26 protein-coding genes, 1 rRNA gene and 1 pseudogene are annotated in these 26357 nt (G+C 68.7%); 13 read left to right on the top strand and 15 right to left on the bottom strand.

Annotated elements, in window-relative coordinates:
• Positions 1–75 (top strand): 5S ribosomal RNA (gene rrf, locus LJ657_RS43205); the annotation flags it as partial.
• A 69-nt stretch (positions 76–144) separates the two neighbouring features.
• On the top strand, positions 145–696 hold the full coding sequence (locus LJ657_RS43210) for a GNAT family N-acetyltransferase (protein ID WP_232655189.1): 552 nt from the start codon (positions 145–147) through the stop codon (positions 694–696).
• Positions 697–711: 15 nt separating this feature from the next.
• On the opposite strand, the gene LJ657_RS43215 is transcribed toward LJ657_RS43210, so the two are convergent.
• The 8 genes from LJ657_RS43215 to LJ657_RS43250 all read right to left on the bottom strand — a co-directional run bounded on the left by LJ657_RS43215 (position 712) and on the right by LJ657_RS43250 (position 10302).
• Positions 712–2217, bottom strand: coding sequence for a TraM recognition domain-containing protein (locus tag LJ657_RS43215; protein WP_232655267.1), 1506 nt, complete (start codon positions 2215–2217; stop codon positions 712–714).
• Between the two features lie 21 nt (positions 2218–2238).
• Positions 2239–3666: an ATP-binding protein gene (locus LJ657_RS43220; RefSeq protein ID WP_232655190.1), complete on the bottom strand. Its 1428-nt coding sequence runs from the start codon at positions 3664–3666 to the stop codon at positions 2239–2241.
• A 13-nt stretch (positions 3667–3679) separates the two neighbouring features.
• A complete protein-coding gene (locus LJ657_RS43225; protein ID WP_232655191.1) occupies positions 3680–5239 on the bottom strand; it encodes an SCO6880 family protein in 1560 nt (519 codons plus the stop codon).
• Positions 5236–6582 carry a hypothetical protein gene (locus LJ657_RS43230; protein ID WP_232655192.1) on the bottom strand — a complete coding sequence of 449 codons (1347 nt, stop codon included), beginning with the start codon at positions 6580–6582 and terminating at the stop codon, positions 5236–5238. The genes LJ657_RS43225 and LJ657_RS43230 overlap by 4 nt, the downstream gene beginning before the upstream one ends.
• On the bottom strand, positions 6572–7402 hold the full coding sequence (locus tag LJ657_RS43235) for a DUF8175 domain-containg protein (protein ID WP_232655193.1): 831 nt from the start codon (positions 7400–7402) through the stop codon (positions 6572–6574). The genes LJ657_RS43230 and LJ657_RS43235 overlap by 11 nt, the downstream gene beginning before the upstream one ends.
• Positions 7403–7588: 186 nt before the next feature.
• Positions 7589–7897 carry a DUF8827 family protein gene (locus LJ657_RS43240; RefSeq protein ID WP_014673544.1) on the bottom strand — a complete coding sequence of 103 codons (309 nt, stop codon included), beginning with the start codon at positions 7895–7897 and terminating at the stop codon, positions 7589–7591.
• A gap of 529 nt (positions 7898–8426) precedes the next feature.
• Entirely contained in the window at positions 8427–8711 is a 285-nt protein-coding gene (locus tag LJ657_RS43245; RefSeq protein ID WP_232655194.1) for a DUF2500 domain-containing protein, read from the bottom strand.
• 217 nt (positions 8712–8928) lie between these two features.
• On the bottom strand, positions 8929–10302 hold the full coding sequence (locus tag LJ657_RS43250; RefSeq protein WP_232655195.1) for a S53 family peptidase: 1374 nt from the start codon (positions 10300–10302) through the stop codon (positions 8929–8931).
• A gap of 448 nt (positions 10303–10750) precedes the next feature.
• On the opposite strand from LJ657_RS43250, the gene LJ657_RS49240 reads away from it, so the two are divergent.
• Complete coding sequence (locus LJ657_RS49240) at positions 10751–11248, top strand: hypothetical protein (RefSeq protein WP_372488058.1); 498 nt, start codon at positions 10751–10753, stop codon at positions 11246–11248.
• A gap of 230 nt (positions 11249–11478) precedes the next feature.
• On the opposite strand, the pseudogene LJ657_RS49245 reads toward LJ657_RS49240, so the two are convergent.
• Positions 11479–11844 (bottom strand): annotated as a pseudogene (locus tag LJ657_RS49245) (NADPH-dependent FMN reductase); the annotation flags it as partial.
• On the opposite strand from LJ657_RS49245, the gene LJ657_RS43260 reads away from it, so the two are divergent.
• The 4 genes from LJ657_RS43260 to LJ657_RS43275 all read left to right on the top strand — a co-directional run bounded on the left by LJ657_RS43260 (position 11761) and on the right by LJ657_RS43275 (position 15706).
• Positions 11761–12381: a MarR family winged helix-turn-helix transcriptional regulator gene (locus tag LJ657_RS43260; RefSeq protein ID WP_232655269.1), complete on the top strand. Its 621-nt coding sequence runs from the start codon at positions 11761–11763 to the stop codon at positions 12379–12381. The pseudogene LJ657_RS49245 and the gene LJ657_RS43260 overlap by 84 nt on opposite strands.
• 424 nt (positions 12382–12805) lie before the next feature.
• Positions 12806–13579: a trypsin-like serine peptidase gene (locus tag LJ657_RS43265; protein ID WP_232655196.1), complete on the top strand. Its 774-nt coding sequence runs from the start codon at positions 12806–12808 to the stop codon at positions 13577–13579.
• 185 nt (positions 13580–13764) lie between these two features.
• Positions 13765–14772 carry a C40 family peptidase gene (locus LJ657_RS43270; RefSeq protein ID WP_269787596.1) on the top strand — a complete coding sequence of 336 codons (1008 nt, stop codon included), beginning with the start codon at positions 13765–13767 and terminating at the stop codon, positions 14770–14772.
• 232 nt (positions 14773–15004) lie between these two features.
• A complete protein-coding gene (locus LJ657_RS43275) occupies positions 15005–15706 on the top strand; it encodes a phosphatase PAP2 family protein (RefSeq protein WP_232655198.1) in 702 nt (233 codons plus the stop codon).
• A 147-nt stretch (positions 15707–15853) separates the two neighbouring features.
• On the opposite strand, the gene LJ657_RS43280 is transcribed toward LJ657_RS43275, so the two are convergent.
• Positions 15854–17410: an FAD-binding oxidoreductase gene (locus tag LJ657_RS43280; protein ID WP_232655199.1), complete on the bottom strand. Its 1557-nt coding sequence runs from the start codon at positions 17408–17410 to the stop codon at positions 15854–15856.
• A gap of 337 nt (positions 17411–17747) precedes the next feature.
• On the opposite strand from LJ657_RS43280, the gene pstS reads away from it, so the two are divergent.
• The 4 genes from pstS (at position 17748) to pstB (ending at position 21908) form a co-directional block, all read left to right on the top strand.
• Positions 17748–18878, top strand: coding sequence for a phosphate ABC transporter substrate-binding protein PstS (gene pstS / locus LJ657_RS43285; RefSeq protein ID WP_232655200.1), 1131 nt, complete (start codon positions 17748–17750; stop codon positions 18876–18878).
• Positions 18879–19017: 139 nt separating this feature from the next.
• On the top strand, positions 19018–20022 hold the full coding sequence (pstC, locus tag LJ657_RS43290; protein WP_232655201.1) for a phosphate ABC transporter permease subunit PstC: 1005 nt from the start codon (positions 19018–19020) through the stop codon (positions 20020–20022).
• Complete coding sequence (gene pstA / locus LJ657_RS43295) at positions 20019–21083, top strand: phosphate ABC transporter permease PstA (RefSeq protein ID WP_232655202.1); 1065 nt, start codon at positions 20019–20021, stop codon at positions 21081–21083. Before pstC ends, pstA begins: the two co-directional genes overlap by 4 nt.
• A gap of 48 nt (positions 21084–21131) precedes the next feature.
• The gene (gene pstB / locus LJ657_RS43300; protein WP_232655203.1) at positions 21132–21908 is read left to right on the top strand and encodes a phosphate ABC transporter ATP-binding protein PstB; all 777 of its coding nucleotides are present in this window, start codon (positions 21132–21134) and stop codon (positions 21906–21908) included.
• Between the two features lie 373 nt (positions 21909–22281).
• On the opposite strand, the gene LJ657_RS43305 is transcribed toward pstB, so the two are convergent.
• On the bottom strand, positions 22282–23280 hold the full coding sequence (locus LJ657_RS43305; RefSeq protein ID WP_232655204.1) for an inorganic phosphate transporter: 999 nt from the start codon (positions 23278–23280) through the stop codon (positions 22282–22284).
• Positions 23281–23287: 7 nt separating this feature from the next.
• Positions 23288–23908 carry a DUF47 domain-containing protein gene (locus LJ657_RS43310; protein ID WP_232655205.1) on the bottom strand — a complete coding sequence of 207 codons (621 nt, stop codon included), beginning with the start codon at positions 23906–23908 and terminating at the stop codon, positions 23288–23290.
• 224 nt (positions 23909–24132) lie between these two features.
• Between LJ657_RS43310 and LJ657_RS43315 the strand changes: the two genes are divergently transcribed.
• Positions 24133–24480, top strand: a complete 348-nt coding sequence (locus tag LJ657_RS43315) for a metal-sensitive transcriptional regulator (RefSeq protein ID WP_232655206.1) — start codon at positions 24133–24135, stop codon at positions 24478–24480.
• A gap of 23 nt (positions 24481–24503) precedes the next feature.
• Here the strand turns inward: LJ657_RS43315 and LJ657_RS43320 are convergent, their stop codons facing one another.
• Positions 24504–24671, bottom strand: coding sequence for a hypothetical protein (locus tag LJ657_RS43320; RefSeq protein WP_232655272.1), 168 nt, complete (start codon positions 24669–24671; stop codon positions 24504–24506).
• 118 nt (positions 24672–24789) lie between these two features.
• Entirely contained in the window at positions 24790–25617 is an 828-nt protein-coding gene (locus LJ657_RS43325) for an SCO4651 family lipoprotein (RefSeq protein WP_232655207.1), read from the bottom strand.
• A gap of 122 nt (positions 25618–25739) precedes the next feature.
• On the opposite strand from LJ657_RS43325, the gene LJ657_RS43330 reads away from it, so the two are divergent.
• Positions 25740–25886, top strand: a complete 147-nt coding sequence (locus LJ657_RS43330) for a hypothetical protein (protein ID WP_232655273.1) — start codon at positions 25740–25742, stop codon at positions 25884–25886.
• Here LJ657_RS43330 and LJ657_RS43335 read toward each other — a convergent pair.
• Positions 25877–26308, bottom strand: a complete 432-nt coding sequence (locus LJ657_RS43335) for an NUDIX hydrolase (protein ID WP_232655208.1) — start codon at positions 26306–26308, stop codon at positions 25877–25879. The genes LJ657_RS43330 and LJ657_RS43335 overlap by 10 nt on opposite strands.
• Positions 26309–26357: the final 49 nt, after the last annotated feature.

Consider the following 26357-nt stretch of genomic DNA (forward strand, 5'->3'; position numbering starts at 1 on the left):
AACCCGGAAGCTAAGCCTTACAGCGCCGATGGTACTGCAGGGGGGACCCTGTGGGAGAGTAGGACGCCGCCGAACAAAAATTGAGAAAACCCCCGTACCGTTATCGGTACGGGGGTTTTCTGCGTTTCCGGTACCGTGGCCAGCATGACGTACAAGATCCGTTCCATACGTGCCGACGAGTGGGCCGACGTCAAGGAGCTGCGGCTCGATGCGTTGCGGGATCCCGTTGCGCATCTGGCGTTCCTCGAGACCTACGATCAGGCCGCTGCCCTGCCGGACTCCTTCTGGCAGGAGCGGGCCGTCGGGGGCGCTGAAGGTGCGACCGGGGCGCAGCAGATCATCGCCGAGGGGCCGGACGGTGAATGGGTCGGAACTCTGACCGTGCTCATCGAGGAGGCCGGCACTCGGGACTGGACCGGCCTCACGGTCGAGCGGAGGCAGGGGCACATCGTCGGGGTGTTCGTACGGCCCGAATACCGGGGCATCGGGCTGACCGAAGTGCTCTTCGACGCAGGTCTGCAGTGGGCCTGGGAACGCGAAGTGGAGCGGGTGCGGCTCATCGTCCACGAGGACAACGACCGGGCCCGGCGCTTCTACGGCAAGGCCGGATTCCTGCCCACCGGGCTCGTCGTGCCGCTGGGCGAGGACACCGACGAGCGCGAGCTGGAAATGGCTGTCGGGCGCGAGCAGCTGTAGAGGGCTGTCAGAGGGTCACACCGGCAGTTCGTCGTGCGGCCAGCGGGTGCGGCCCTGTTCTCGGGAGCGGAGCAGGGCCAGCGTCGGCAGGCCCCGGTCCGCTCCTGTGGCCAGTAGCTCCGGGAGCTGGGGAAGCGGAGCCACCGCTGCGACGTCGTCCAGGACGAGCGTGAGTGGTGGGTCGAGGCGACCGGAGGATGACCGTTCGGCCATGCGCCGGCCACGCTCGACCACGCTTGAGACGAGGGCCGTCAGAAGGGGCATCGCGCCCGGGTTGGTCCTGGGGTCCTCGATGGATTCCCCCACCGCATAAAGCGTGCCCCCTTCATGGACGAAGGAATCCAAGGTGAGGGCATCTGTTCGGTTTGGAGTGCAGGCCTCGCGGATGTTGACAGTGAAGAGGGCGGAGAGGGCTCGGCTGGTCAACTCCTGCGCCATGTCGCGGCGTTCGGGGTGTGCGGTGAGGGCGGCCTCCAGTTCGCCCGCGGAGCCTGGGGCGGCCTTGGGGTGCGTACGGAGGATGCGGACCGCGTCCTGGACCTGGGTGCCCTGGGACCAGCGGTGGACGTGGCGGATGGTGCGGCCGTCGACGGCGGCGGCGTGCACGTAACTGCGCAGGAGCGTTTCGGCTGTTGCCGACAGGGCCTGGTCCAGCTTGGCCGTTGGGCGGATCGGGGCGAGGAGGGCGGCGGCTCTGGCCGCGGCCGTCTGCTTGTCCTCGCAGCCCGTGGTGGGGGACCAGTGGAGGCGGGCCGGGGTGTCGCAGAGGTGGGCGGGGTCGTAGAGGAGGACGGGGCCCAGTTTGGCCCTGGCGTCCTTGGTGTCCGACCAGACCGCGGGGTTCGAGGTGATGACGAGGGCGGGGCCTTCCGCGTCGCGTACGGCCTGGGTCGCGGTGGTCTGGCGGCTTTCCCTCGGGGCTACGACGAGTGTTTCCCGACCGCCGCCCACTCCGCCCACTCCGGCTACTCCGGCCACGCCACTCACGGTCGTCCGGTCGTCGGTGAACGGTGAGGGGAAGGGGTCGGGCGCAGGTGCCGCTTCCGGGAGGAGTTCCGTCGGCTGCGGTTCGGGGGGTGCTGTTCTCGGTGTCGGGACCTCGTAGTGCGTCGGTGCCGGCTCGGGCGTGGGTCCCTCAAGTGGTGTGCGTTGCTTCAGGCGGCCTGTGCGCCAGCGCGCGAACGTGCCCATCGCGAACACGGTCAGTACGAACAGCACCATCAACTGGCCGATGAACAGCCCCCAGAACAGCCCGTAGCCGGAAAGCTGTGTGTCCGGTGTCTCGGGCCAGGCGCCCGGGATGTCATGCGGTCGGCCGATGAGGTGGCGCATGGCCATGGGGGTGCGGGTGAAGGTGACGCCGGCCGGCCAGCTGCCCTTGGCGAACAGGCCGGCGAGGCCTGTGGCCGACCACACCAGCAGGGTCATGCCGAGGAGGAAGGCGAGTATGCCGAGCAGGAGCCCGTCCGGGATGCCGCCCTGCCCGTCCCGGGGTTCTCTTCGCCGGTCGTCCGGTCTCACCACGTCCTGCCTCCCCTGCTGCTACGCCACCGTCGACTCGGACGGCCCCTCGAAGTCGCTCAGGTGCTGTTCCACGAAGGCTGCCGCGCGTTCCTCCGCCTCCAGCTCGGCGGCGCGCAGGGCGTCGTCTCTCAGGTCGCGCTCGGCGGACGACTCCGTCATGGCGCGGTCGGTGAAGACCAGCGGGCGTTCCGTCTCGGTGATCAGGTGTTTGACGACCTGGACGTTGCCGTTGACGTCCCAGACGGCGATGCCGGGGGTGAGGGTGGGGATGATCTCCACCGCCCAGCGGGGCAGCCCCAGGACGCGGCCCGTGGCCCGCGCTTCGTCGGCTTTCTGGGCGTAGATGGTCCTCGTGGAGGCCATCTTCAGGATGGCCGCGGCTTCCTTCGCCGCCGCGCCGTCGACGACGTCCGACAGGTGGTGGACGACCGCCACGAAGGACAGGCCGAGCCGTCGGCCGAACTTCAGCAGCCGCTGGAACAGCTGGGCCACGAACGGGCTGTTGATGATGTGCCAGGCCTCCTCGACCAGGAAGATGCGCTTCTTCCGGTCGGGGCGGATCCAGGTGTGTTCCAGCCATACGCCGACGATCGCCATCAGGATCGGCATGGCGATGGAGTTGCGGTCGATGTGGGACAGATCGAACACGATGAGGGGTGCGTCGAGGTCGATGCCGACCGTGGTGGGACCGTCGAACATGCCGCGGAGGTCACCGTCGACCAGGCGGTCCAGGACCAGCGCCACGTCCAGGCCCCAGGCCCGTACGTCCTCTATGGCGACGTTCATCGCCTCGGCCGACTCCGGTTCGGGGTGCCGTAGCTGCTCGACGATGTCGGTGAGGACCGGCTGGCGTTCGACGATCGTCTCGTTGACGTAGGCGTGCGCGACCTTGAGGGCGAAGCCGGAGCGCTCGTCCAGGCCGTGGCCCATCGCGACCTCGATGATGGTCCGGAGCAGGGCCAGCTGACCGGTGGTCGTGATCGCCGGGTCCAGGGGGTTGAGGCGGATGCCCATGTCCAGGGCGGCCGTCGGGTCGAGCCGGATGGGGGTTATCCCCAGCTGCTCCGCGATCAGGTTCCATTCGCCGACGCCGTCCTCGCCCTGGGCGTCCAGGACGACGACCTGGCGGTCGCGGAAGCGCAGCTGCCGTAGGACGTAGGTCTTCTCCAGGGCCGACTTGCCGTTGCCGGACTCGCCGAGGACCAGCCAGTGCGGGGCCGGGAGCTGCTGGCCGTACAGCTGGAAGGGGTCGTAGATGTAGCCCTTGCCGGAGTAGACCTCGCGGCCGATGATCACGCCCGAGTCGCCGAGGCCGGGGGCTGCGGTCGGGAGGTAGACCGCCTGGGCCTGGCCTGTCGAGGTGCGCACCGGCAGGCGGGTCGTCTCGACCTTCCCGAAGAGGAAGGCCGTGAAGGCGTCGGTCAGGACGGACAGCGGATCCCGCATCAGAGCTCAGCCCCTACCTTCGGATGCCGGTGGCGAACGGGAGCGTGTTCACGAAGGCGCGATGGTGTTCCCGGTCGCACCACTCCAGCTTCAGGTACGACTTTCCGGCCGAGGCGCGGATGGTCCGCTTGTCGCGGGCGAGGGCCTCGGGGGAGCGGGAGGAGACGGTGATGTAGCCGACCAGGTTCACGCCGGCCGCGCCGCTCGCCAGGTCCTCGCCGCGCTGGTCCAGGCGGTTGTGGGCGGCGACGTCACGGGGGTCGACCGTGCGGTTCATCTTGGCGGCCCGGGAGGCCTCGGCCTCGTCGTTGGTCTTCTCCGTCAGCATGCGTTCGATGGCCACCTCGGTGGGTTCGAGATCCATCGTGACGGCGACCGTGCGGATGACGTCCGGGGTGTGGACGAGGAGCGGGGCCAGGAAGTTGACGCCGACGGGGGTCATCGGCCACTCCTTCACCCAGGCCGTGGCATGGCACCAGGGCGCGCGGGTGGACGACTCCCGGGTCTTGGCCTGGAGGAACGTCGGCTCCATGGCGTCGAGTTCGGCCGGCCAGGCGTTGCGTTTGGTCATCGCCTGGATGTGGTCGATCGGGTGGTCGGGGTCGTACATGGAGTGGATGAGTGAGGCGAGACGGCCCTGCCCGAGCGGCTGGCGTACGCGGATGTCGGCTTCCTGGAGGCGCGAGCAGATGTCCGTGAGCTCGCGGGCCATGACGACCGCGAGACCCGCGTCGCGGTCCACCTTGCGGCCGTTCTGGGGGCGGGCCGCCCGTGCCATCGCCTGTGCCTCGGCCGCGAGGTCGCGGGTGAAGTGCATACAGGCGACGAGGTAGGCGCGGTGCTGCTCACTGCTCGTCGACACCATCGACTGCAGTTGGTCGTACGACTGCTGCAGCCAGCCCAGGGACTTCTCGTCCCCGCGGATGGCGACGTCCTTGGCGTGGGCGTCGGGGTCGGCGGGGAGGGTGCGGGCGAGCATCTGGAGGCGGGTGACGAAGCCGTCGCCGTTGGCGACGTGCTTGAGGAGCGTGCCGAAGCGGTCGACCAGGGCTTCCTGGTCCTCCGAGTCGCGCAGGCCGACGCCGGGGCCTTCGATCTCGATGGCCGCCGTCACTGTGCGGCGGTCCGCGTGGAGCAGTACGGCGATCTCGTCCGGGCCGAAGGGGGCGGCCAGCCAGGTGATGCGGCCGATCCCCGGAGGGGGGCCGATCTCGACCTCGCGTCCGTCGAGCCGGGTGCCGGCCTCGACGACGCCGCTGCGGTAGAGGGTGCCCTGCTTGAGGGTGCGCTTGTAACTGCGGTTGATCTCGAACCACTTGTAGAACGTGCGGTGCTTGTACGGCACGTAGACCACCATCAAGGCGATCAGCGGGAAACCCATCAGCAGCACGATGCGCAGGGAGAGGACGGGGACCAGGAGCCCGCACATCATGCCGAGGAACGCGCCCGCGATGATCAGCGCGATCTCGCCGGACTCGCGGTTCCGGCCGACGATCGCGTTCGGCCGGGCGCGGCCGATGAGATACGTACGGCGGGGCGTGATCGGATGGGACAGGTGGGACTCGGTCGTCAACGCCCTTCACCTCCCGTGCGGTTGGTACTGCTGTTGCGGGTGTTGCTGGCGTGCGGGGTGTTCACCGGGTTCGACGAACGGGGTGCGGGTGCGGCGGAGGGGACGGATCCGCCGCCACCGTTCGAGGGGCGCGTGCTGTGGGCGGCGACTCCGCCCGAGGCCGGGTTGGCAGGGCGGGGGCCGCCGCCCGAGGACGACTGGCCGCCGCCTCCGTTGTCGTTGGCGCGGGCGCTGTGTGTCTTGATGCCCTGCGCGACCATGGTCGCCGGGGAGCTGATGACCGCGGCGGCCTTGCCCTCGGCGCCCTGCATCATGCGGTTGTTGCGGCCGCTGGCGATCTCGTCGCCGAAGCCCGGGACGAACCTGTAGATCATCGCGCTGGCGAAGATGGCGAGCAGGATGATCGCGAGGCCGGAGACGACCGCTGAGAACGAGTCCGGGCCGTTCGCGGAGGACAGGGCGCCGGCCAGGCCCAGCACGATCACGATGATCGGCTTGACGAGGATCACCGCGATCATGATGCCCGCCCAGCGGCGGACGTGGCCCCACAGGTTCTTGTCGACGAGGCCGGCGTAGACGACGGTGCCGAGCAGGGCGCCGACGTAGAGCAGGGCGGCGCGGATGACGAGCTCCAGCCAGAGCACTCCCGCGGCGAGGATGCTGACCAGGGACACCACGATCAGCATGATGGGGCCGCCGCCGATGTGCTCGCCCTTGTTGAGGGCGCCGGAGAACGTGCCGAAGAAGGTGTCCGTCTGGTTGCCGGTGGTCTTGGCGAGGACGTCGGTGACGCCGTCGGTGGCCGATACGACGGTGTAGAGGATCAGGGGTGTGAAGGCGGAGGCGAGCACCGTCAGCCAGAGGAAACCGATCGCCTCCGAGATCGCCGTCGTGAGGGGGACACCTCGGACGGCTCGCTTGGCCACGGCCAGCAGCCAGAGCAGGAGGGTGAGGATCGTGGAGGCCGCGAAGACGACTGCGTACTGCTGAAGGAACTTCTGGTTGGTGAAGTCGACGTTCGCGGTTTCTTTGACGGCCTCGCTGAGCTTGTCGATGGTCCAGGAGGCGGCCTTGGCGCAGCCCTTGGCGAGGGAGGAGAGGGGGTCGAGGGTGGACGTGGGGTCGATGAGGGACGGGGATCCACCGGAGGATCCGCCTCCGGAGTCACCTTCGCAGATCTGCCTGGCCTGGCCTGTCAGGAGGTCGCAGTTGCCGGTGGACTTGGTGGGGCTCGGGGTGGGCGAAGGTGCCGCTGCGGCGTGGGTGGCCAGCAGTACGGCGGCGGTCTGCACGGCGGTGACTGCGGCGGTGACCTTGAGTGTGAGGCGCTGGCTACCGGGCATAAGTGAAGCCTCCGTACTCCTCGACGGCCTTTGCCATTGCGTCAGCGCTGGAGGCCTTGTCGTCGCCGGGAACGGGCGCAGGGCCGTCCTTCTGGGACTGGCTCACGATCTTCCAGTCACCGTTTGTCCACTCGAGGCGCATCGTGGTGGTGAACCAGCTGTTCGTCACGGGGTTGGTCGAGCTTTCCCCGGCGAGTCCGAGGAGGCCGCTGCACCAGACCGCTACGGTCGCGTGGCTGTCAGTGGACTCGGTGACGGTGGTGCCGATCGGGCTCGTTCGCGATACGAACGTGGAGCCCGAGGGGGCTGAGCCGTCCTCGTTCAGGCCGACGGACTTGTCGAGTTCCGGCGTGTAGGCCTTGTCCAGGGCCGACTGGAAGTTCGCGAGTCGGGAAGGTGTGATGACGGCCTGCAGGATGGCGTCCCGCCTGGTCTTGTTGAACATGTCGGCCGAGCCGAGCGCCACCGCGTAGTTCGCCGCAGCGCTCTGCGCCCCCTGCTGGTCGTGCGCGTAGCCGGTGGGAATCCCGCCTGTCGTCGTGCGCACCGCCTTCGTCCCGCTCGCAGCCGTGGACGCGGCGTCCGGCTTGTTGCCCGACCCGCCGGCCGAAGAGGAATCGCCCCCTCCACGGTTCGCGAAGGCGATCGCGGCGATGAGCAGGACCACCACGCCGACCACCGTGATCAGGCTCCGGGACGACGATCTGCCGCCGCGCCGTGCGCCGCCGTACACATCGCCGCCGCTGTCGGGCAGCCGGGTCCGGGTCTGGCCCGTGCCGCCGTAACCGCCGGAGGCCTCGTGCTCGTCTCCGAGACTCATGCCGTGTACGCCCTCTCCAGCTCGTAGACATACGACGGTAGCCGTGCTGGTTCCCGCGCGGGCGCGGTGTGGTGACTCGACATCAGGGAAACGCAACCTCAGCCGGTGGGCACGACGGGCGGGTGGGGGTGGAGGGGACCGGGCGTGCCCGGAGGGGACTGGCGGGCGCCTGCCGTAAAAGGCCTGCTAGACGGCCATGCCGTACACGATGGTGAAGAGCGTGCCCAGCGAACCGATGATGAATACCCCGGTGAGACCGGCGATGATGAGCCCTTTGCCTTGTTCCGCGCTGAAGGTGTCGCGGAGCGCGGTCGCGCCGATGCGCTGCTTGGCGGCGCCCCATACGGCGATGCCGAGGCAGAGGAGAATGGCGACCGCCATCACCACCTCGATCATGACCTTCGCCTCGTTGCCCAGGCTGCCGAAGGGGCCCCAGTCCGGAGCGATCCCGCCGATGATGGTGTTGATGTCTCCCTTGTCGGCCGCAAAGAGCATGTAAGTCACCGCCCCTGGTGGGTAGTTCCGCAGTCCCCTGCGGGGATGCAGAGGTCAGGCTCATTCTCGCCGACAATGCTGCCTTCGGATGTCGACTTGGCGTCATTGCGTGGCGGGTTTCGTACGAATAGCTGTTAGGTCACTCTGTGTATCACGGCAGGTCACGCCGGGCAATGAGGCCTGAGCGGAACCTGTGGTGGGGTTCCGTCGTTGACCCCTCTTACGACCTGAATCGTTCCTGACGGTGGGTCGGGTGAGGGGTCGAGCCGATGTTCTCCGGGTGACGGACGAACGGATAGAAGAGTATCCGGTACGGGGAACGGGCCGCGGCCCGCTCGGTGACGGAGGGTCAGTCGTCATGCAGGTCGTGGCGCAGCTGACGTAGGAGTCGTGGACCCGGACGCCGGCGGCGGGGTCGGCGACGGCCGAGACGTCCGCGATGGTGCGTTGGTGCAGCCGGTGTCGGTCTGCCGGGTCGGCTTGGTGTCGTCGGAGGAGCAGCCGGAGCCGGTGGCCTGTTTCTGTTCCGCTAGCGCGTGGTGCACTTGGGGTAGGTCGAACCCTCGACGCAGTTGTCGTAGGCGCTGTAGCTGACGTCGACCTCCTGCTCGTCGCCGCCCTTCGGGCGGACCATCAGCTCGTACTCGGTGTGGCAGCTGCGGGTCCTCTTCGTGCCCTTCTTCTTCGTCTTGCACTCGTGGTCCGTGTTCTTGCTGACGACGGTGCCGGTGACGTTCTTCGACTTGCTGCTGCAGCCGGCCAGCGGCGCGGTGAGTGCGGCGACGGTGAGCAGGACTGCGAGCGTGCGCTTCATGCGGTTTCCCCCGGGCGTCGTGGAGCGGACGGCGACGTGCTCCGGAAGATGGTGCCCGATGCACTGTCATGTCCGAACAGCGGGGCCGTACGGGAAAACGGGCCACGGCCGGCTGCCGTGACCCGTTTCCCTTTCCGTGCCGCCGAGGAGACCCCACGTTCTCCTCACTCAGGCGGCTCCCCGTGACCCGACGGGGTGGTCCTGCCGTGTACTGCTGTCAGCTCGCCGTGAAGGCGGCGAGGCCCTCGGGGGTGCCCCAGCCGGTCGGGCCGTCGTAGCCCGACTTCGCGGTGCAGAAGTAGCTGGTGGAGCAGGAGCCGTTGCTGCCGCTGGTCACGTCGTTGAGGGCGGAGGTGCCGGCCGCGTTGTACGGGTACTGGGCCGGGTAGTCGCTGCTGCCGGGGGTGCCGGCGAGGGCGTAGACCGACGCGATGAGCGGGGACGAGGCGCTGGTGCCGCCGTAGGTGTTCCAGCCGGTGCCGTCGGAGCCGTAGGTGTCGTAGACGGAGACGCCGGTGGCGGGGTCGGCGACGGCGGAGACGTCACCGATCATGCGCTTGGTGCAGCCGGTGTCGGTCTGCCAGGAGGGCTTCGCGTCGTACGAGGAGCAGCCGGAGCCGGTGCCCTCGGTGCTGCTGGTGTTCCAGACGCTCTCGGTCCAGCCGCGGCTGTTGGAGGACGTGGAGAGCTTGGTGCCGCCGACTGCCGTCACGTACTTCGACGCGGCCGGGTACTCGGCGCCGTAGCCGCTGTCACCGGCGCTCGCGGTGATGGCGACGCCCGGGTGGTTGTAGTACGAGGAGTCGTACGTCGTGTCCGAGGAGGACTCGGAGCCGCCGTAGCTGTTGGAGACGAACTTGGCGCCGAGCTTGACGGCCTCGTTCACCGCGGTGCCCAGGTTGGCGTCGGACGCGGACTTGGCCTCGACGAGGAGGATGTTGCAGTTCGGGCAGGCCGCGCTGACCATGTCGAGATCGAGGGAGATCTCGCCGGCCCAGCCGCTGTCGGCGGTGGGGAGGGAGGTCGTGGAGCCGGTCTGGCTGACCTTGGAGAAGCAGCCGTTGTCCGTGGTGCAGGAGCTCAGGCCGTAGTAGTCGCGGTAGGTGGCCAGGTCCGCCTCGGCGTTCGGGTCGTCGTAGGCGTCGACGATGGCGACGGTCTCGCCGGAGCCGTTCGAGGAGGCGGCGTCGGTGAGGCCGTAGGCGGACTGGATGTCGGACGGGCCGTAACCGGTCGGGTCGTCGGTGGCCGCGTTCGGCTTGATGGTCTTGGGGGCGACGCCCTTGAGAGCGGCCTGCTTCTCCATGAAGGCGGTGGTGCCGCCGGTGACGCGCAGGGCGTTGCACGCGGCGTAACCCTTCTTCGGGGTCGCGCCGCAGGCCTTCGTGTACTGAACGTGCGCTTTGGCGACCTGCGCGGCGATCGCCTTGGTGCTCACCTTGTGGGCGGCAGTCGTGGCCGTGGTGGCGGCGTTGGCCTGGACGGCGCTGCCGAATCCGGCGAGGACCAGTGCTGCGGTGGCCGCGGCGGCCGAGCCGATGCGGCGCCATCTACCGGATATGTGGGGGGAGTTGGGGGTTGTCGTACGCAACGTACAGCCTCCTGGAAGTGGTGGGCAGAGGCCTGCGGTGGGGGGACTGCCGGGGGTTTACGGCAGGGGCGGCGACCCGCGTAGACCATCGCTTGTTGAGTACGCGACAAACAAGGCAGTTTCGGAATTCTGACTTCCGCATTACTGAAGGGGGTTGGGGGATTGCTGCTCAATGGCGCGGCGATGGAGGGGGGATGGGGGTGGCTTGACTTCGCCCACAGCGTTCGGACAGGTCGGAGACAGGTTTACGCGCGTCACGTCCGGCCGTGGTCGGCCCTGTCCGAGTGGGGTGGCGGTCAAGTCTGCGTCATGTGGCATCGGCGTCTGAGAGGGCGGGCGTTGTCCGACGTATGTACCTGGCATGTGGACGGCGACCTCGAAGAAGGGCACCTCAGTGATCCAGCACCGCATCGTCCTCGCTTCGGCCGCAGGTCTCGCCTGCGCGTTCATGCTGGCGGCGTGCGAATCCTCGAACGGCGGCGCCTCCGGTACGAGCGCTGCCGGCGTCGCGTCGACCGCGTCGGCTCCGGCGACCTCGGCGACCGGCGACGGCGGCCCCGCCGGCGGGCAGACGGCCTCGGCCACGACCACGGAGGTGAGGGCCGAGGCCGTGAAGGGCGGAGGCAGCGTGGTCACCGACGGGGCGGGGGCGACCCTCTACCGCTACGACAAGGACCGGCCGAATCCGTCCCGGTGGACGTGTGCGGGTGAGTGCGTGAAGACGTGGATCCCTGTCATCGTGCCGGACTCCGTGCGGACAGTGGGCGTCGAGAAGAGCCTTCTCGGGACGGTCCACCGCGACGGCAGGAAGCAACTCACCCTTGGGGGCTGGCCGTTGTATCGGTATGTGGGCGATACCGGGGCGGGGCAGGTGAACGGGCAGGGGAAGGACGGGCGGTGGTATGCGGTCGCTCCGGGCGGGGGGAAGTCCGATGTGACCGGCTGAGCATCATTTCGCTGCGGCAGGCCGGACCCCTGCGGGCGCCTCCGCCTCGGCCTCGCGTACGCCGCGTAGCACGCCGGACCAGGCGATGACCTGGTCGAGCATGTCGCAGACCGCGACGCGAGGCCTTCCGCCGGGATGAAGGCGCCGGTCGCGAAGGCAGGTATCAGGGCGACGGCGGGCTGCGCGCGGACCGTGGCCACCTGGAGCTCGGCGAGCACGAGCCGCAGCGCCTCGGCGGCTCGTACGCCCGCCGCCCATCCGCCGTAGCTGATGATGCCGGCGGCCTTGTCGTTCCACTCCCGATAGATGTGGTCCAGCGCGTTCTTGAGCGCGCCGGGGAAGGAGTGGTTGTACTCCGGGACGAGGAACAGGAAGCCGTCGAAGTCGTCGATCAGTGCGGACCAGTCGCGGGTGTGCGGGTGCCCGTACTGCTGGTGTGTCGGATTTCCGCCCTCGTCCAGGGTGCCGAGGCCGTGCTGGGCGAGGTCGATCAGCTCATAGTCGGCGCCGCCGTGGGCGCGCGCGGTGTCGAGCACCCAGGAGGCGATCGGCTCGCCCCGGCGTCCGGGGCGCGTGCTGCCGAGGATGATGCCGATGCGGAGTGCCTGCTCACCCGGGAGCTCGACCGTGGTCTGCAGCGGGACTGCGGCATCTCGAAGGCCGAGTTCAGCGTGTTGGTGACGCTGTGGCAGGCCCCCGGTCGCGAGCTGCGCGGCGGCGAGCTCGCCGAGTCGCCCGACTGGGAGAAGAGCCGTGTCTCGCACCAGCTGACGCGCATGGAGAACCGAGGCTTCGTGGAGCGGACCGAGTGCGGGGCCGGTGGCCGCCGTGCCGGGATCGGGCTGACCGGCAAGGGCCGCGGTGTCGTGCAGGGCGCCGTCCTTGTCCATGCCGGAAACATCCGCCGCTACTTCCTTGACTCGCTCACACCTCAGCAGGCCGCGGCCTTGCGGGCCTGGAGCGGGCAGCTGGCCGGCCGCGTCCCGAAGGTGTTGCGGCTGCTCGCGGGCCACGTCGGGGTCGTCGACTTTTCATGTGCCGGGGCGACCCGCCGCACACTCCTTGTCGCACACGGCCTTGTCCAACTCGCGGCGGGAAGCTGTTGGCGGCCGAATGTCAGTCCGGTGGCCTAACGTGATGATATGGGTCCGGAGAGTGACGGGAGGGTGTTGTGACGAAGGCGGAGTCGCCGCACAGGCGAGTGGCGTCGGCATGTGCGGAGCGTGACGCGGAGGCGGGGTCGGCGGCCGCACCGTACGGTGGAAGCGATGCCGAAGCGGTGGAGAGACGGAGGCAGCGAGCCATGTCCGTGTCGCCGGGCGCCCTGCCCCGTCTGCGACCCCGGCCCGGGAATCTGCGCGAGATCGCCGAGGTGATCGAGGGCGGTTCGAGTGGCCGGGCGCAGGTCGTGGTGTCGCCGGTGCGACGCGGGAAGCATGTGGGCGTCGTGTGTGGCGTTTCTCCGCGGGTACCGCAGCCGCAGGGAGGACCGTTCACGGAGAGATCCAAGTGAACGGCAGACCTTTTTCTCACCTTCGTGGGCCACAGTGGCTGCCGATGAAGCGCATCCCACGCATCAGCAGGCGTGTCACCAGTCCCCTGTGCGCGGCCGTCGTGCTCCTTGTGCCGGCGCTCACCTCCGCTTCCCTCGCCAACGCGGACGACGGGCCGGGGCCCCTCGGGGTGACCGTCGTCGCGGCGGACACCGCGCAGTCCAGGAAGGTCGGGGCCCTCTTCGACGCCGACCGAAGATCCTCGCTCGCCGGCGGGCACTTCTGCACCGCCTCCGTCGTGTACAGCCCGCACCGCAATCTCATCGTCACCGCGGCGCACTGCCTCAACGGCAGCAGGGACGGGGACCTCATCTTCGTGCCCGGGTACCGGGGCGGCCGGGCGCCGTACGGGACGTGGACGGTGCGGAAGGTGTTCCTTCCCGACGGGTGGGCCAAGGGCCAGCACGAGGACAGCGACGTCGCCTTCGCCGTCGTCGAGAACAAGGGCGGCAAGGACGTCGAGGACGCCGTCGGCGGGAACCCCTTCGTGGCAGGGATGGGGACCGGGGCCACGGCCGTCACCATCACCGGGTATCCCAGCACCCGTGAAGTGCCCGTCAGCTGCACCAACAGGCCGACCTCGCACAGCCGTACCCAGCAGCGGATCGACTGCCCCGGACTTTCCGGAGGGACCAGCGGCAGTCCTTGGGTCAACGGGGACAAGGCGGTCGTCGGGATCCTGGGCGGGCACGAGAAGGGCGGGAGCACGGACGACATCTCGTACAGCGTGGTGTTCGGCGCGGAAGCGGCCGAGTTGTATCGGGATGCGACCGGCTGACACCCGAGGGGCAAGGCGGATATCGGGCGCCATCTGGCGTGTAACCCCCTTGCTGGGCATACCTGTTGCCCGGAGGTGGGTATGGCCTCGCCGCGTGCGGTTTCTCCTTCTGTGTGATCACCCGGAACTCAGGACGCGCGCCTAGACTGACGTGGGCTATCGGACTCCCGGTGGGTGAGGGGCGGTTGACGGTGCGTAAGGCATGGATCGTGGCGACCGCCGTCATCGGCTCGGCCCTGGCCTTCGTGATGCTGCTCGTCGTCGGGGTGTTCGTCGTCGCCGGGAACCTCATCAACGGAGTGGGCGAGGGGACCAAGGCGCTCGCCAAGGGGGCCGTGCCCGCCGCGTACTCGGCCATCGTGCAGAAGTGGGGCAACCTCTGCCCCGCCCTCAACCCCGCGCTGCTCGCCGCCCAGCTCTACCAGGAGAGCGGGTTCAATCCGAATGCGAAGAGCCCCGCGGCTGCCGAGGGGATAGCGCAGTTCATTCCGGGGACCTGGGCCACGCACGGGGTCGACGGCAATGGGGACGGGGTCAAGAACGTCTGGGACCCGGCGGATGCCATTCCCTCCGCCGCCTCGTACGACTGCCAGCTCGCCTCGTACGTGAAGGACGTACCCGGGAATCTGACCGAAAACATGCTCGCCTCGTACAACGCCGGGTCATACGCGGTGATCAAGTACGGGGGCGTGCCGCCGTACAAGGAGACCCAGAACTACGTCAAGACGATCACGACGCTGGAGCAGAGCTTCGCCGCGCCCGTCACCCGGGTGGATCCCAGCAAGCAGGCCGCGGGAGCCATCTACTACGCGCAGAAGAAGCTCGGGACGCCCTATCTGTGGGGCGGCGACGGGACCGCCGCCGACAACGGGCGTTTTGACTGCTCGGGGCTGACCAAGGCCGCGTACGAGAGTGTCGGGATCACGTTGCCGCGGGTCGCAAACGACCAGTACAACGCAGGGCCGCATCCGAAGCGGGACGAGCTGCTGCCCGGCGATCTCGTGTTCTTCTCCACGGACCCCACCGACTCCCGGGCCATCCACCATGTGGGGATCTATGTGGGTGGCGGGTACATGATCGACGCGCCGAGGACGGGTGCGGTGATCCGGTTCGATCCCATCGACACCTCCGAGTACTTCGGGGCCACGCGAGTCACCGAAGATGGCGCGAAAGCGCTGCCCACCCAGGTGTGAACCGAGCGTGAACCCACCCCCTGAGCTGCGGAGATGAGTCTCTCTTCGATAACGTCTGCGTGATCATTCGGTGGAGTGTGGAACGTAATAACTGGGACCGTGCGTTCCTGTTCTCGTAGTCATCCGACAGTCATCCCGGTGGCTGTCCGCGACGTGATCTACAACCACGGGGGTGGGTAAGCGGGCGTGCGCGAGTGCGCCCGGCAGCAGACGACGAAGGGGCCGCAGCACCATGGCTGGACTCGCCGAATCCGGGTCGGACCCCGACGTCGACCTGCTCTACGACATCAATGGCCTGGCCAAGGACGCGCCGCACTGGTTCGACCGGGCCGTCTCCTTCGTCGGGGAGTACGGGCTGCTGCTGGCCATGGTGCTGCTCGTGGTGTGGTGCTGGTGGTCCGTGCGGCGGCGGGGGGACGAGGACGCCGCCTCGTCCGTGGCCGCGTTGGTGTGGGCGCCGGTCGCTGCCGCGCTGGCGGTGCTGGTGAACGTGCCGATACGGGGGTTCGTCGAGCGGCCTCGCCCCTTCCGTACGCACGACGGGCTCGATGTCCTGGTGTCAGGGAAGACCGACTACTCGTTTGTGAGCGACCACGCGACGATCACCATGGCCATCGCGGTGGGGGTGTTTGTCGCCAGTCGGAAGTTCGGGGTGGTCGGGATCGGACTGGCGCTGCTCGAAGGGTTTTGCCGGGTCTATATGGGTGTGCACTATCCGACTGATGTGGTCGGGGGGTTCGCGCTCGGGACGGCTGTGGCGTTGCTGCTTTCGCCGGTCGCCATGTTGTTGCTGACGCCTGTGGTGAAGGCTGTTGAGGGGTCGGCTTGGGGTGGCTGGCTCGTGCGAAGCCCTGGGCGGGCGGCCCTGGGGCGGGATGCGCTGATCCCGGGGGCCAGGAATGAGGCGGCGGAGGAGCGGGACCTTGCGGCATAGGTCCCGGGAGTAGGGCCGGCGTACGGGTTTCGCTTGCCCGCGCCTGCGCGGTGCCGCTCGCCCTGGGCCGGGAGCCGCCCCAGGGACAGTCGTGCCTCTGGGCCGGGAGCCGCCCCAGAGGCACGACTGCCCCGGCTACGAGGGCGGTTACAGCGACTGGGGGTAGGTGAAGAAGCGGTTCGGGTCGTACTGCTTCTTCACTGCCGTCAGGCGGGTTGCCGCGTCGCCGTAGTACGCCTTGCGCCAGTCCGTCAGTGTCGGGTCCGTGTAGTTCTGGTAGGCCGCGCCGGAGGCGTACGGGCGCATTGCGTCGTGGGCGTTGGTGAGCCAGGTCTGGGCTGCTGAGCCCGTGGTGCCGGCGCGCCACGATGCCAGGTACTGGGCCAGCATCCGGGAGCGGCGGTGGACGAAGGCCGTGGCCGTGGGGGAGACGCGGTTGACCGCGCCGCCCAGGGCCGTGAGCGCGATGCTGCCCGCGCCGCCCGGGACCGAGCTGATGCTCCTCAGCAGGGTCTGGATGCCCGCCGAAGAGATCGAGCGGTCGAAGAAGTCCGAGCGGGCCGTGTAGGTCTCCCGGCCCAGGCTGCCCTCCGGGTTGCGGTTCGGGGTGGAGCCGGGGAGGTGGCACTGGGCCTCGGTGCGGAAGGACGAGCAGCCCGCGTACGCCTCCATCGCCCCCTCGTAGGTGTGCCGCTTGAGCGTTTCGCTGCGGGCCGGTGAGCCGACCGCGGAGACCAGGCGGTCGAGGGCGTTCTGCAGTTCCCCGTAGGTGCCGATCGAGAACGCGGCGACCGAGACGGTGGGCGAGCCGCCGTTCTCCAGATGGCAGGAGGACCAGATCTCGTCGGGCTGGTCGGGGCCCCACTCCTGCCAGGCCTTCAGCACGGCGGCGGCCTTCGACCAGGGCCAGGTCAGGTAGGCCGAGACGGCCTGCGGTGCCGGGTGGGTCCTGAAGTGCAGCTCCGTCACGACGCCGAAGTTGCCGTTGCCCGCGCCCCGCAGGGCCCAGAACAGGTCCTTGTTCTCGCTCGCGTTGGCGGTCAGCTGCTTGCCGTCCGCCGTGATCAGGGTGGCCTGTGTGAGGCTGTCGCAGGTCAGGCCGTACGCCCGGGAGACCACGCCGTGGCCGCCGCCCAGAACCAGGCCCGAGACACCGACCGAGGGGCAGGAGCCCGCGGGTATCGTCACGCCCTTCGCGGTCAGGGCCCGGTAGACGTCGATCAGCTTGGAGCCGGCGCCCACGACGGCCTGGCCGCCGCTCACCCGGATCTGCTTCAGCTTCGAGACGTCGACGATCAGCTTGCCGTTGCCGGAGGACCAACCCGCGTAGGAGTGACCACCGTTGCGGATCGCGACCCGGATGTTGTGGGCGCGGGCGTAGGCAAGCGTCGTCCGTATGTCGTCGGCGTGCGCGACATAGGCCACGGCCGCCGGCTTCAGGCCGTCGAAGCGGGTGTTGTAGAGCTGGTGGGCCGTGGTCCAGGTCGCCTCGCCCGGGCGTATCAGGGCGCCGTCGAGGTCACGGGAGAGCGCGGTCCAGTTCGCGGGGGCGGCTGCGGCGGACTTCGCCCCGATCGCCGTACCGGAGGAAGAGGAGGACGATGAGGTGGTGGTGTCCGCGTCGGCGGACCCGCCCCTGCATGCCGCCGTGGCGACCGTCGCTATCGCGGCCGCGCCGCCCCCGATGAACGTACGACGTTCCATGTTCCGCCTCCCGATTGCTCTCGGGGTACGAGACGGCTCGCCGTCCACACGGGTTCCGGCGGAAGTGTCACTGCTGTGTCACCGTGGAACTGGAGACACAGCGCGGCCGGAACCTGCGTGTGCTCTCCCCGTGAGCATTCCGTGACCTAACCACAACGTCTGCAGGGGTTCACCTTGCGTTCATTTGCGGCCATCGGCGCCTTCACCTGATCTGCCTAATTTCAGCCTTACGCGATGTGGGCTGCCCCTCGGGGAAGGTGCGTCCTCCGTCGCCAGGACTTCAACCCCGCACGCCGCCGATTTTCAGGACGGCGGCTCCTGGAAGGAACTCTTTCAAGTGAAGCTTCAGCGCATGAATCGGCGGGCCGTCGCCCTCGGTGCTCTCGCCGCGTCGAGCGCCCTGGTCCTCACGGCGTGCGGCTCGGACAACACCGGCAGCGGCAGCAGTGGTGGCAGCAGTGCGTCCGCCACGACCGGTGCCAGCAAGATCAAGTGCGACAGCGCCAAGGGTCAGCTGCTGTCCGACGGCTCGTCCGCGCAGAAGAACGCGATCGACGCGTGGGTGGCGCAGTTCTCCCAGGCCTGTGGCGTGCAGATCAACTACAAGGCCGGCGGTTCCGGCGCGGGCGTCACCTCGTTCACGCAGGGTCAGCTGGCCTTCGCCGGTTCCGACTCGGCGCTGAAGCCCGAAGAGGTCACCGCCTCCAAGAAGGTCTGCTCCGGCGGCCAGGGCATCGACCTCCCGATGGTCGGCGGCCCGATCGCGGTCGGCTACAACCTGTCCGGCGTGGACAACCTGGTCCTGGACGCCCCGACCCTTGCGAAGATCTTCGACAGCAAGATCACCAAGTGGAACGACCCGGCGATCGCCGCGCTGAACAAGGGCGTCAAGCTGCCCGACCTCAAGATCCAGGCGTTCCACCGCTCGGACGAGTCCGGCACCACGGACAACTTCACCAAGTACCTCAAGGCCGCGACGCCGTCCAACTGGACGTACTCCGGCGGCAAGGCCTGGCAGGCCAAGGGCGGCCAGTCCGCCGCGCAGTCCTCCGGTGTGGCCGCCCAGGTCAAGCAGACCAACGGCGCCATCGGTTACTTCGAGCTGTCCTACGTCGCCGACGGTGTGAAGGCCGTCAGCATCAACACCGGTGCCAGCGCCCCGGTCGCGCCCAGCAGCGACAGTGCCACCAAGGCCATCGCCGACGCCAAGGTCGTCGGCACGGGCAAGGACCTGTCGCTCAAGCTGAACTACGCGACCAAGGCCGACGGCGCCTACCCGATCACCCTGGTCACGTACGAGATCGCCTGTGACAAGGGCAACAAGGCGGACACCCTCACCGCCACGAAGGCGTTCCTGCGCTACATCGCCTCCGAGGACGGCCAGGGCCTGCTCCCCAACCTGAAGTACGCCCCCATCCCCGCCGACATCATCGCCAAGGTCCGCACCACCATCGAGGGCCTGAGCTGATCTGAGTGCGGTCCGGTCCCGGGCCTCGAACCCGGGACCGGACCGCATCGTCCGGTGCACCGCCGCCACGAGCCGTATGGACCGATACGGCTTCGCAGAGCCGCACCCCGCGTGCGGTTCCGCAGACCGGAGAAACCCGATGGACACATCTACAGAGATAACCGACACGCCACCCCCCGCCCCGCAGCCCTCCGTCGAGCAGAAGCGCGCGGCGCGCGGCGCCACCCGACCCGGTGACCGGATCTTCCTCGGTCTCTCCCGTGGGTCGGGCATCTTCCTGTTGGTGATCATGGCCGCGATCGCGGTCTTCCTCACCTACCGTGCCTCCCTCGCGATCAGCAAGGACCACGGCAACTTCCTCACCACCTTCGACTGGAACACCAGCATCCAGCCGCCGAGCTTCGGCATCGCGGTCCTGGCCTACGGCACGGTGATCTCCTCGATCATCGCCATGGTCCTCGCGGTCCCGGTCGCGGTGGCCATCGCGCTGTTCCTCACGCACTACGCCCCGCGCAGGCTGCGCGGTCCCATCGCCTACGTGATCGACCTGCTCGCCGCCGTGCCGTCCATCGTGTACGGCCTGTGGGGCGCGCTGATCCTCGTACCGCACATGAACGGCCTCTTCGGCTGGCTGAACGACTACCTCGGCTGGACCGGTCTCTTCTCCTGGGACCAGGGCGCCCCGCGCTCGATGCTCACCGTCGGCATCCTGCTCGCGATCATGATCCTGCCGATCATCACCAACGTGAGCCGCGAAGTCTTCCGCCAGGTCCCGCAGATGCACGAGGAGGCGGCTCTCGCCCTCGGTGCCACGCGCTGGGAGGTCATCCGCATGGCGGTGATCCCCTTCGGCCGCTCCGGCGTGATCTCCGCCTCGATGCTCGGCCTCGGCCGTGCGCTCGGCGAGACGATGGCAGTCGCCACCGTGCTCTCCCCGGACTTCCTCATCCACGGCAGCCTGCTCAACCCGGGCGGCGGCACCTTCGCCCAGAACATCGCCAGCAAGTTCGGCGAGGCGGACGAGTTCGGCCGTGACGCGCTGATCGCCTCCGGTCTGGTCCTGTTCGTCATCACCCTGCTGGTCAACGGTGCGGCCCGCATGATCATCGCCCGTCGCGCAGAGTACTCGGGGGCCAACGCATGAGCCACGCAGCAGCCGTCACCGACCAGCGCCCCAGCACCCTGCGCGGCGCCAGCCTGCCGAAGTGGTCGCCGTGGGCGATCGCCGCCGGTTCCGTGGCCGTGTCCGTCGGCATCGGCCTCGCCGCCGGCCTCGACAGCAAGGTCCAGTGGGGCCTGATCGCCGGACTGATCTTCCTCGTCGCCACGTACGGCATCGCCGCGGGCGTCGAGGGCCGCCGTCAGGCCAAGGACCGCATCGCGACCGCTCTGGTCTGGGTCGCCTTTTTGGTCGCCGTCGTCCCGCTGGTCTCCCTGGTGTGGGTGACCGTCTCGCGCGGTGTGAAGGTCCTCGACATCTACTTCCTGACCCACTCGATGGGCATCGTCGCCGACTCCCAGCCGGGCGGTGGTATCTACCACGCCATCATCGGCAGCCTCGAGCAGGTCGGCCTCGCCACGATCATCGCCGCGCCGGTCGGCATTCTCACCGCGGTCTACCTCGTGGAGTACGGCCGCGGTGGTCTGTCCCGTGCCATCACCTTCTTCGTCGACGTGATGACCGGTGTGCCCTCGATCGTCGCGGGCCTGTTCATCCTCAGCCTCATGCTGATCTTCAACATGGAGCCCTTCGGCTTCGCCGGCTCGCTGGCCCTGGCCATCCTGATGATGCCGGTGGTCGTGCGCTCCACGGAGGAGATGCTCAAGCTCGTCCCGAACGAACTGCGCGAGGCGTCCCTGGCGCTCGGCGTCCCGAAGTGGCGCACCATCCTGAAGGTGGTCCTGCCGACCTCGATCGGCGGCATCGTGACCGGCGTCATGCTGGCGATCGCCCGTATCGCCGGTGAGACCGCTCCGGTGCTGCTGCTGGTGTTCGGCAACCGGTTCATCAACAACAACCCCTTCGAGGGTGCACAGCAGTCGCTGCCGCTGTACATCTATCAGCAGTACGCGAACAGCGCAGGCGCGAACGCGGCGTACGACCGAGCCTGGGCGGCGTCACTCACGCTGATCGCTTTCGTGATGATCCTGAACCTGGCGGCCCGCGCGATCGCGCGCTGGAAGGCCCCGAAGACCGGTCGCTGACGCGGCCATACAGCGACCAGTTCCCCCTCGAAAGAAGCAGTGATTTCCATGGCCAAGCGAATTGACGTCAGCGGCCTCAGCGCCTATTACGGCTCCTTCCGGGCCATCGAGGACATCTCGATGACCGTCGAGCCCCGTACCGTCACGGCCTTCATCGGCCCCTCCGGCTGCGGCAAGTCGACGTTCCTGCGCACCCTGAACCGGATGCACGAGGTCACGTCGGGCGGTCGGGTCGAGGGCAAGGTCATGCTCGACGACGAGAACCTGTACGGGCCCGGGGTCGACCCGGTGGCCGTGCGGCGTGAGGTCGGCATGGTCTTCCAGCGTCCCAACCCGTTCCCCACGATGTCGGTGTTCGAGAACGTGGCGGCGGGGCTGAAGCTGAACGGCTCGTACAAGAAGTCCGAGCTCGCGGACATCGTCGAGAAGTCGCTCAAGGGCGCGAACCTCTGGAACGAGGTCAAGGACCGGCTGAACAAGCCCGGTTCGGGTCTGTCCGGTGGTCAGCAGCAGCGTCTGTGCATCGCGCGCGCGATCGCGGTGGAGCCGAAGGTCCTGCTCATGGACGAGCCCTGCTCCGCCCTGGACCCGATCTCCACGCTCGCGATCGAGGACCTGATCGGTGAGCTGAAGGAACGGTTCACGATCGTCATCGTGACGCACAACATGCAGCAGGCTGCGCGTGTCTCGGACCGTACGGCCTTCTTCAACCTGGCGGCGGTCGGGCAGCCCGGCAAGCTGATCGAGATCGACGACACGGAGCGGATCTTCTCCAACCCGTCGGTGCAGGCGACGGAGGACTACATCTCCGGTCGCTTCGGCTGATCCTCCGAGACCCCTCGCGGTGCTGCATGGCGGTGCCACCGCGGGGACGATGAAGGGCCCGCCCCCGGCTCCCGGGGGCGGGCCCGTCGTCGTGCTGTGGGGGCCGCGCCCCTGGGGCTGCCGCCCCCGGACCCCCGCTTCGGCCGTGAAGGGGCCTCGTCCTCAAACGCCGGACGGGCTGGAACACCAAACCCCGCCCGGCGAAAGCCGGCTGGCCCGGCGGAAATCAGACCGCCCCGCGCAAACCAGCCCCTCCGGCGTTTGAGGACGAGGCCGTTCAGGCCGATCGGGGTCCGGGGCGGAGCCCCGGCGGGGGCGAGGGGGCAGCGCCCCCGGGGATGGGACGGGTAGGGCGGCGGGGGCGAGGAAGTGCCTACAGGAACGCCAGGTTCACGAGCCCGAACGCGCCCGCCGCCACCAGGGCGGCCGCCGGCATCGTGATGAACCAGCCCATGACGATGTTCTTGGCGACCCCCCAGCGCACCGCCTTCACCCGCTTCGTCGCCCCGACGCCCATGATGGCCGAGGTGATGACGTGCGTCGTCGAGATGGGCGCCTTGAACAGGTACGCGGTGGTGAACATGATCGACGCACCGGTCGTCTCGGCGGCGAACCCCTGCGGCGGGTCCAGCTCGATGATCTTCCGGCCCAGCGTGCGCATGATGCGCCAGCCGCCCGCGTAGGTCCCGAGGGACAGCATCAGCGCGCAGACGATCTTCACCCAGACCGGGATCGGGTCGGCGTAGGTCTGGTGGCCGGAAATCACCAGTGCCATCACCACGATGCCCATGGTCTTCTGGGCGTCCTGGAGACCGTGACCGAGCGCCATGCCGGCCGCGGACACCGTCTGCGCGATACGGAAGCCGCGCTTGGTCTTGTGCGGATTCGACCGCCTGAAGAGCCACATGATGGCCGTCATCACCAGGTAGCCGACGATCAGGCCGACGATGGGCGACACGAACATCGGGATGACGACCTTGTCGAGCACGCCGTTCCAGAGCACCTCGCTGCCGCCCGCCAGCGCCGCGCCGACGAGGCCGCCGAACAGCGCGTGGGACGACGAGGAGGGCAGGCCGAAGTACCAGGTGGTCAGGTTCCAGACGATCGCGCCGACGAGGGCCGAGAAGAGGATGGCCATCCCCTGCGAGCCCTGCGGTGTCTCGATCAGTCCCTCACTGACCGTCTTGGCCACGGCGTTGCCCAGGAACGCACCCGCCAGGTTCATCACCGCGGCCATCGCCAGCGCCGCCCGCGGGGTCAGTGCCCGGGTCGACACCGACGTCGCGATCGCGTTCGCCGAGTCGTGGAAGCCGTTGGTGTACGTGAAGAAGAGCGCGACCGCGATGGTCACGACCAGAGCCAAGGTGTCCATGGAGGGGTCAGGACTCCTTGACGGCGATGGTCTCCACCGTGTTCGCCACGTGCTCGAACGCGTCCGCCGCTTCCTCCAGTACGTCCACGATCTGCTTGAGCTTCAGCACCTCGATCGCGTCGTACTTGCCGTTGAAGAGGTGCGCGAGCAGCTTGCGGTGGATCTGGTCGGCCTGGTTCTCCAGGCGGTTGACCTCGATCCAGTACTCGGTCAGGTTGTCCAGTGTGCGGAGGTTCGGCATGGCCTCCGCGGTCAGCTCGGCAGCTCGCGCAAGGACCTCGATCTGCTGCTCGACGCCCTTGGGGAGTTCCTCGACGTTGTAGAGGACGACCAGGTCGACGGCCTCCTCCATGAAGTCCATGATGTCGTCGAGGCACGAGGCGAGGGAGTAGATGTCCTCGCGGTCGAAGGGCGTGATGAACGAGGAGTTCAGCTGGTGGAAGATCGCATGCGTGGCGTCGTCACCGGCGTGTTCCGCGGCCCGCATACGCTCTGCGATCTCGGCCCGGGCAGGTGCGTCCGCCCCGAGCAGTTCCATCAGGAGCTTCGAGCCCGTGACGATGTTGTCCGCGGATGCGGCGAACATGTCGTAGAAGCTCGTCTCCCTGGGGGTCAGACGAAAGCGCACGTGGGGTCCTCGGGGTGCTTCGGTTTCGGTCAGGCTGATGCTAGGTGCATCATCCGGCCACGGCTAATGGGCCGTCCCCCAGTGTCGCCCATCGGGCACAGTGGTCGGCACGGGGGCGGTCCGAAGGCCCGGTCCAGGCAGCGGCCAAGAGCCGTATACCCAGCAAAGTTCGATACCATATACCCACCAGGGGTATATGTCCGCATGTCTTACGGGAGGACGCGATGACGACCACCGAGGCCGGCGCGACGGCGCCCTCCGACGACAGCACGCAGAACGTGACGCACGCGACGCACGGCTACCACAAGCAGAAGGACGAGCACCTCAAGCGCCTGCGCCGGATCGAGGGTCAGATCCGCGGCCTGCAGCGGATGGTCGACGAGGACGTCTACTGCATCGACATACTCACCCAGGTGTCCGCCTCCACCAAGGCCCTGCAGTCCTTCGCGCTGCAGCTGCTGGAGGAACACCTGCGGCACTGCGTCGCGGATGCGGCCGTGAGGGGCGGTGACGAGATCGACGCCAAGGTGGACGAGGCGACGAAGGCGATCGCCCGGCTGCTGCGTACCTGAACCCGCCGGTGCGGTGCCTCCGGCTAGTCGCCGGAGGCGTTGCGCTCCTCGGCCACTTTCAGCACCTCGTCGATGCTCTCCAGGCTGAGCCGGTCCTCCGCGGCCGAGGCCGCGATGATCAGCTCTCCGCACAGCTCGATCTCGGCGAGGGCGACGTGGTCCTGAACTGCCGTACCGCCGACCGGAGCCACGTGCATCACCTCATCTCTGCCGTTACCGACTTCCTAGAGTAGGGAGCGGCCTACACACCGCGCATGGCACGGACGGGCTAGTTCTTGACGCCTGTCAATCATCCTCGGGCAGGGCGCGCTACTCGGCGATCTTGCCCGCGTAGATGTCCTTCGAGGCCGGCAGGCTTACGTCGACGGGGGCCCCGAAGTCGTACAGCAGCGTCGTCGAGGCGACCGCGACGGTGCCCTTCTGGAGGCCGTTGACGAAGCTGAACCGGTGCCGGATCTTACGGATGCGGCCCTGGTCGTCGAGGTAGACGTCGAACGGGACCTCGGCCGTGGCGAACCCTTTCGCCGCCGCGGCGAGGGCCTCCCGGACACCTTTCGAGGCGTGCCGCGAGGCCAGGGTGAGGTCGGCGGTGCCGCGGTAGTGCCGCACCTCGACCCCGGCGAACTCGGTCCGGCCGGCATACGTCGCCGTGCGCGTCCCGAGCAGCAACTCGGCCGCGGCATACGGGTCGGTGGCGCCGCCGGTCACCAGGTTGCCGTCGGAGAGGGTGGCCGTGTCGACCCGTACCCACTTGTCGGCCGGCACCCCCGCGCCCCGGTTCTTCATGAACAGGGCGCCGGGCGCGAGGAGTTCGGTGATCGGGCGGTGGTCGGCGGTGCCGGAGGGGTTCTGCGGGAGCTGCACCTTCAGCCGGCCGAGCTGCCGGCGGTAGTTGTAGTCGCCCTCGCCGCGGATGGTGACCCGGGTGCCGCCGATGGCCATCTCCATCGACGTGGTCGCCCGTGAACTGCCCGCTTCCACCAGGGTTTCGGCGGCGCGGTGCAGGGTCTCGACGGGATCCGAGGCGCGCGGGTCCTCGGCGGCGGACCCGGTGCCGGAGCACCCGCCCGCCCCCATGCAGAGACAGACCATGAGCCCTGCCGTGACGACCGTCCCCCTGTGCTGCCGCTCCGCCATCGCCTGCCTACCCCCAGCCGGTACGTCCGTCACGGGCCCCCTGTCGCTCCGGATAACGACGGGTACAGGGGGGCCGTCACGCGCATACCAGGGCTTTACGTGGGGTGGGTAACGTTGTCAGCGTGGCGCAGGAGGAACATCGCACGACGACGGTCGAACAGGGCCGGTTCTGTGTGGCCCGGTGCAGTTGCGGCTGGCGCGGGCCGGCCCGCAGGGCGCGCAGCCAGGCCCGGTCGGACGCCGAGGGGCATGTGCTGCTTCAGGCGTGACGCAGCGTCGTTAGCAGTTCGTCGACCAGGGTGCGGTCCCGGTACTGGGTCAGTCGGCTGCGGGCCGCGGCGGGGGAGAGCCACAGGATGCGGTCCACCTCGGTGGTGGGGGTGAAGGTGCCCGAGACCGCCTCGGCCGCCCAGTAACGGACCTGTTTGGGACGGCCGTTGGCGAAATAGCGCAGCGTGGACAGCTCGGCGCCCGGGTCCGCCGTGTAGCCCGACTCCTCGGCGACCTCGCGCAGGGCGCCCGTCAGGTGGTCCTCGCCCCGCTTCAGCTTGCCCTTGGGATGGGACCAGTCGTCGTACTTCGGCCTGTGGACGAGGCAGATCTCCAGCTCGCCGTCGACCGGTGAGCGTCGCCACAGGACGCAGCCGGATGCCTGGACGATGGTGTCGTTGGTGTCGTTGGTGTGGTTCACGGGTCGGTCACCGCCTCCTTCGACAGGGTTCGGGGCGCTAGGGTCACTG

This window comes from Streptomyces guryensis (genome assembly GCF_021261325.1).
Lineage (GTDB): Bacteria > Actinomycetota > Actinomycetes > Streptomycetales > Streptomycetaceae > Streptomyces > Streptomyces guryensis.

Bases quoted from the DNA above. Each gene is read 5' to 3' on its own strand.
- LJ657_RS43210 (WP_232655189.1), top strand. From the start codon at position 145: ATGACGTACAAGATCCGTTCCATACGTGCCGACGAGTGGGCCGACGTC.
- LJ657_RS43220 (WP_232655190.1), bottom strand. From the start codon at position 3,666: ATGCGGGATCCGCTGTCCGTCCTGACCGACGCCTTCACGGCCTTCCTC.
- LJ657_RS43230 (WP_232655192.1), bottom strand. From the start codon at position 6,582: ATGCCCGGTAGCCAGCGCCTCACACTCAAGGTCACCGCCGCAGTCACC.
- LJ657_RS43235 (WP_232655193.1), bottom strand. From the start codon at position 7,402: ATGAGTCTCGGAGACGAGCACGAGGCCTCCGGCGGTTACGGCGGCACG.
- LJ657_RS43240 (WP_014673544.1), bottom strand. From the start codon at position 7,897: ATGCTCTTTGCGGCCGACAAGGGAGACATCAACACCATCATCGGCGGG.
- LJ657_RS43245 (WP_232655194.1), bottom strand. From the start codon at position 8,711: ATGAAGCGCACGCTCGCAGTCCTGCTCACCGTCGCCGCACTCACCGCG.
- LJ657_RS49240 (WP_372488058.1), top strand. From the start codon at position 10,751: ATGCTGGCGGCGTGCGAATCCTCGAACGGCGGCGCCTCCGGTACGAGC.
- LJ657_RS43265 (WP_232655196.1), top strand. From the start codon at position 12,806: ATGAAGCGCATCCCACGCATCAGCAGGCGTGTCACCAGTCCCCTGTGC.
- LJ657_RS43275 (WP_232655198.1), top strand. From the start codon at position 15,005: ATGGCTGGACTCGCCGAATCCGGGTCGGACCCCGACGTCGACCTGCTC.
- LJ657_RS43280 (WP_232655199.1), bottom strand. From the start codon at position 17,410: ATGGAACGTCGTACGTTCATCGGGGGCGGCGCGGCCGCGATAGCGACG.
- pstC (WP_232655201.1), top strand. From the start codon at position 19,018: ATGGACACATCTACAGAGATAACCGACACGCCACCCCCCGCCCCGCAG.
- pstA (WP_232655202.1), top strand. From the start codon at position 20,019: ATGAGCCACGCAGCAGCCGTCACCGACCAGCGCCCCAGCACCCTGCGC.
- pstB (WP_232655203.1), top strand. From the start codon at position 21,132: ATGGCCAAGCGAATTGACGTCAGCGGCCTCAGCGCCTATTACGGCTCC.
- LJ657_RS43305 (WP_232655204.1), bottom strand. From the start codon at position 23,280: ATGGACACCTTGGCTCTGGTCGTGACCATCGCGGTCGCGCTCTTCTTC.
- LJ657_RS43315 (WP_232655206.1), top strand. From the start codon at position 24,133: ATGACGACCACCGAGGCCGGCGCGACGGCGCCCTCCGACGACAGCACG.
- LJ657_RS43325 (WP_232655207.1), bottom strand. From the start codon at position 25,617: ATGGCGGAGCGGCAGCACAGGGGGACGGTCGTCACGGCAGGGCTCATG.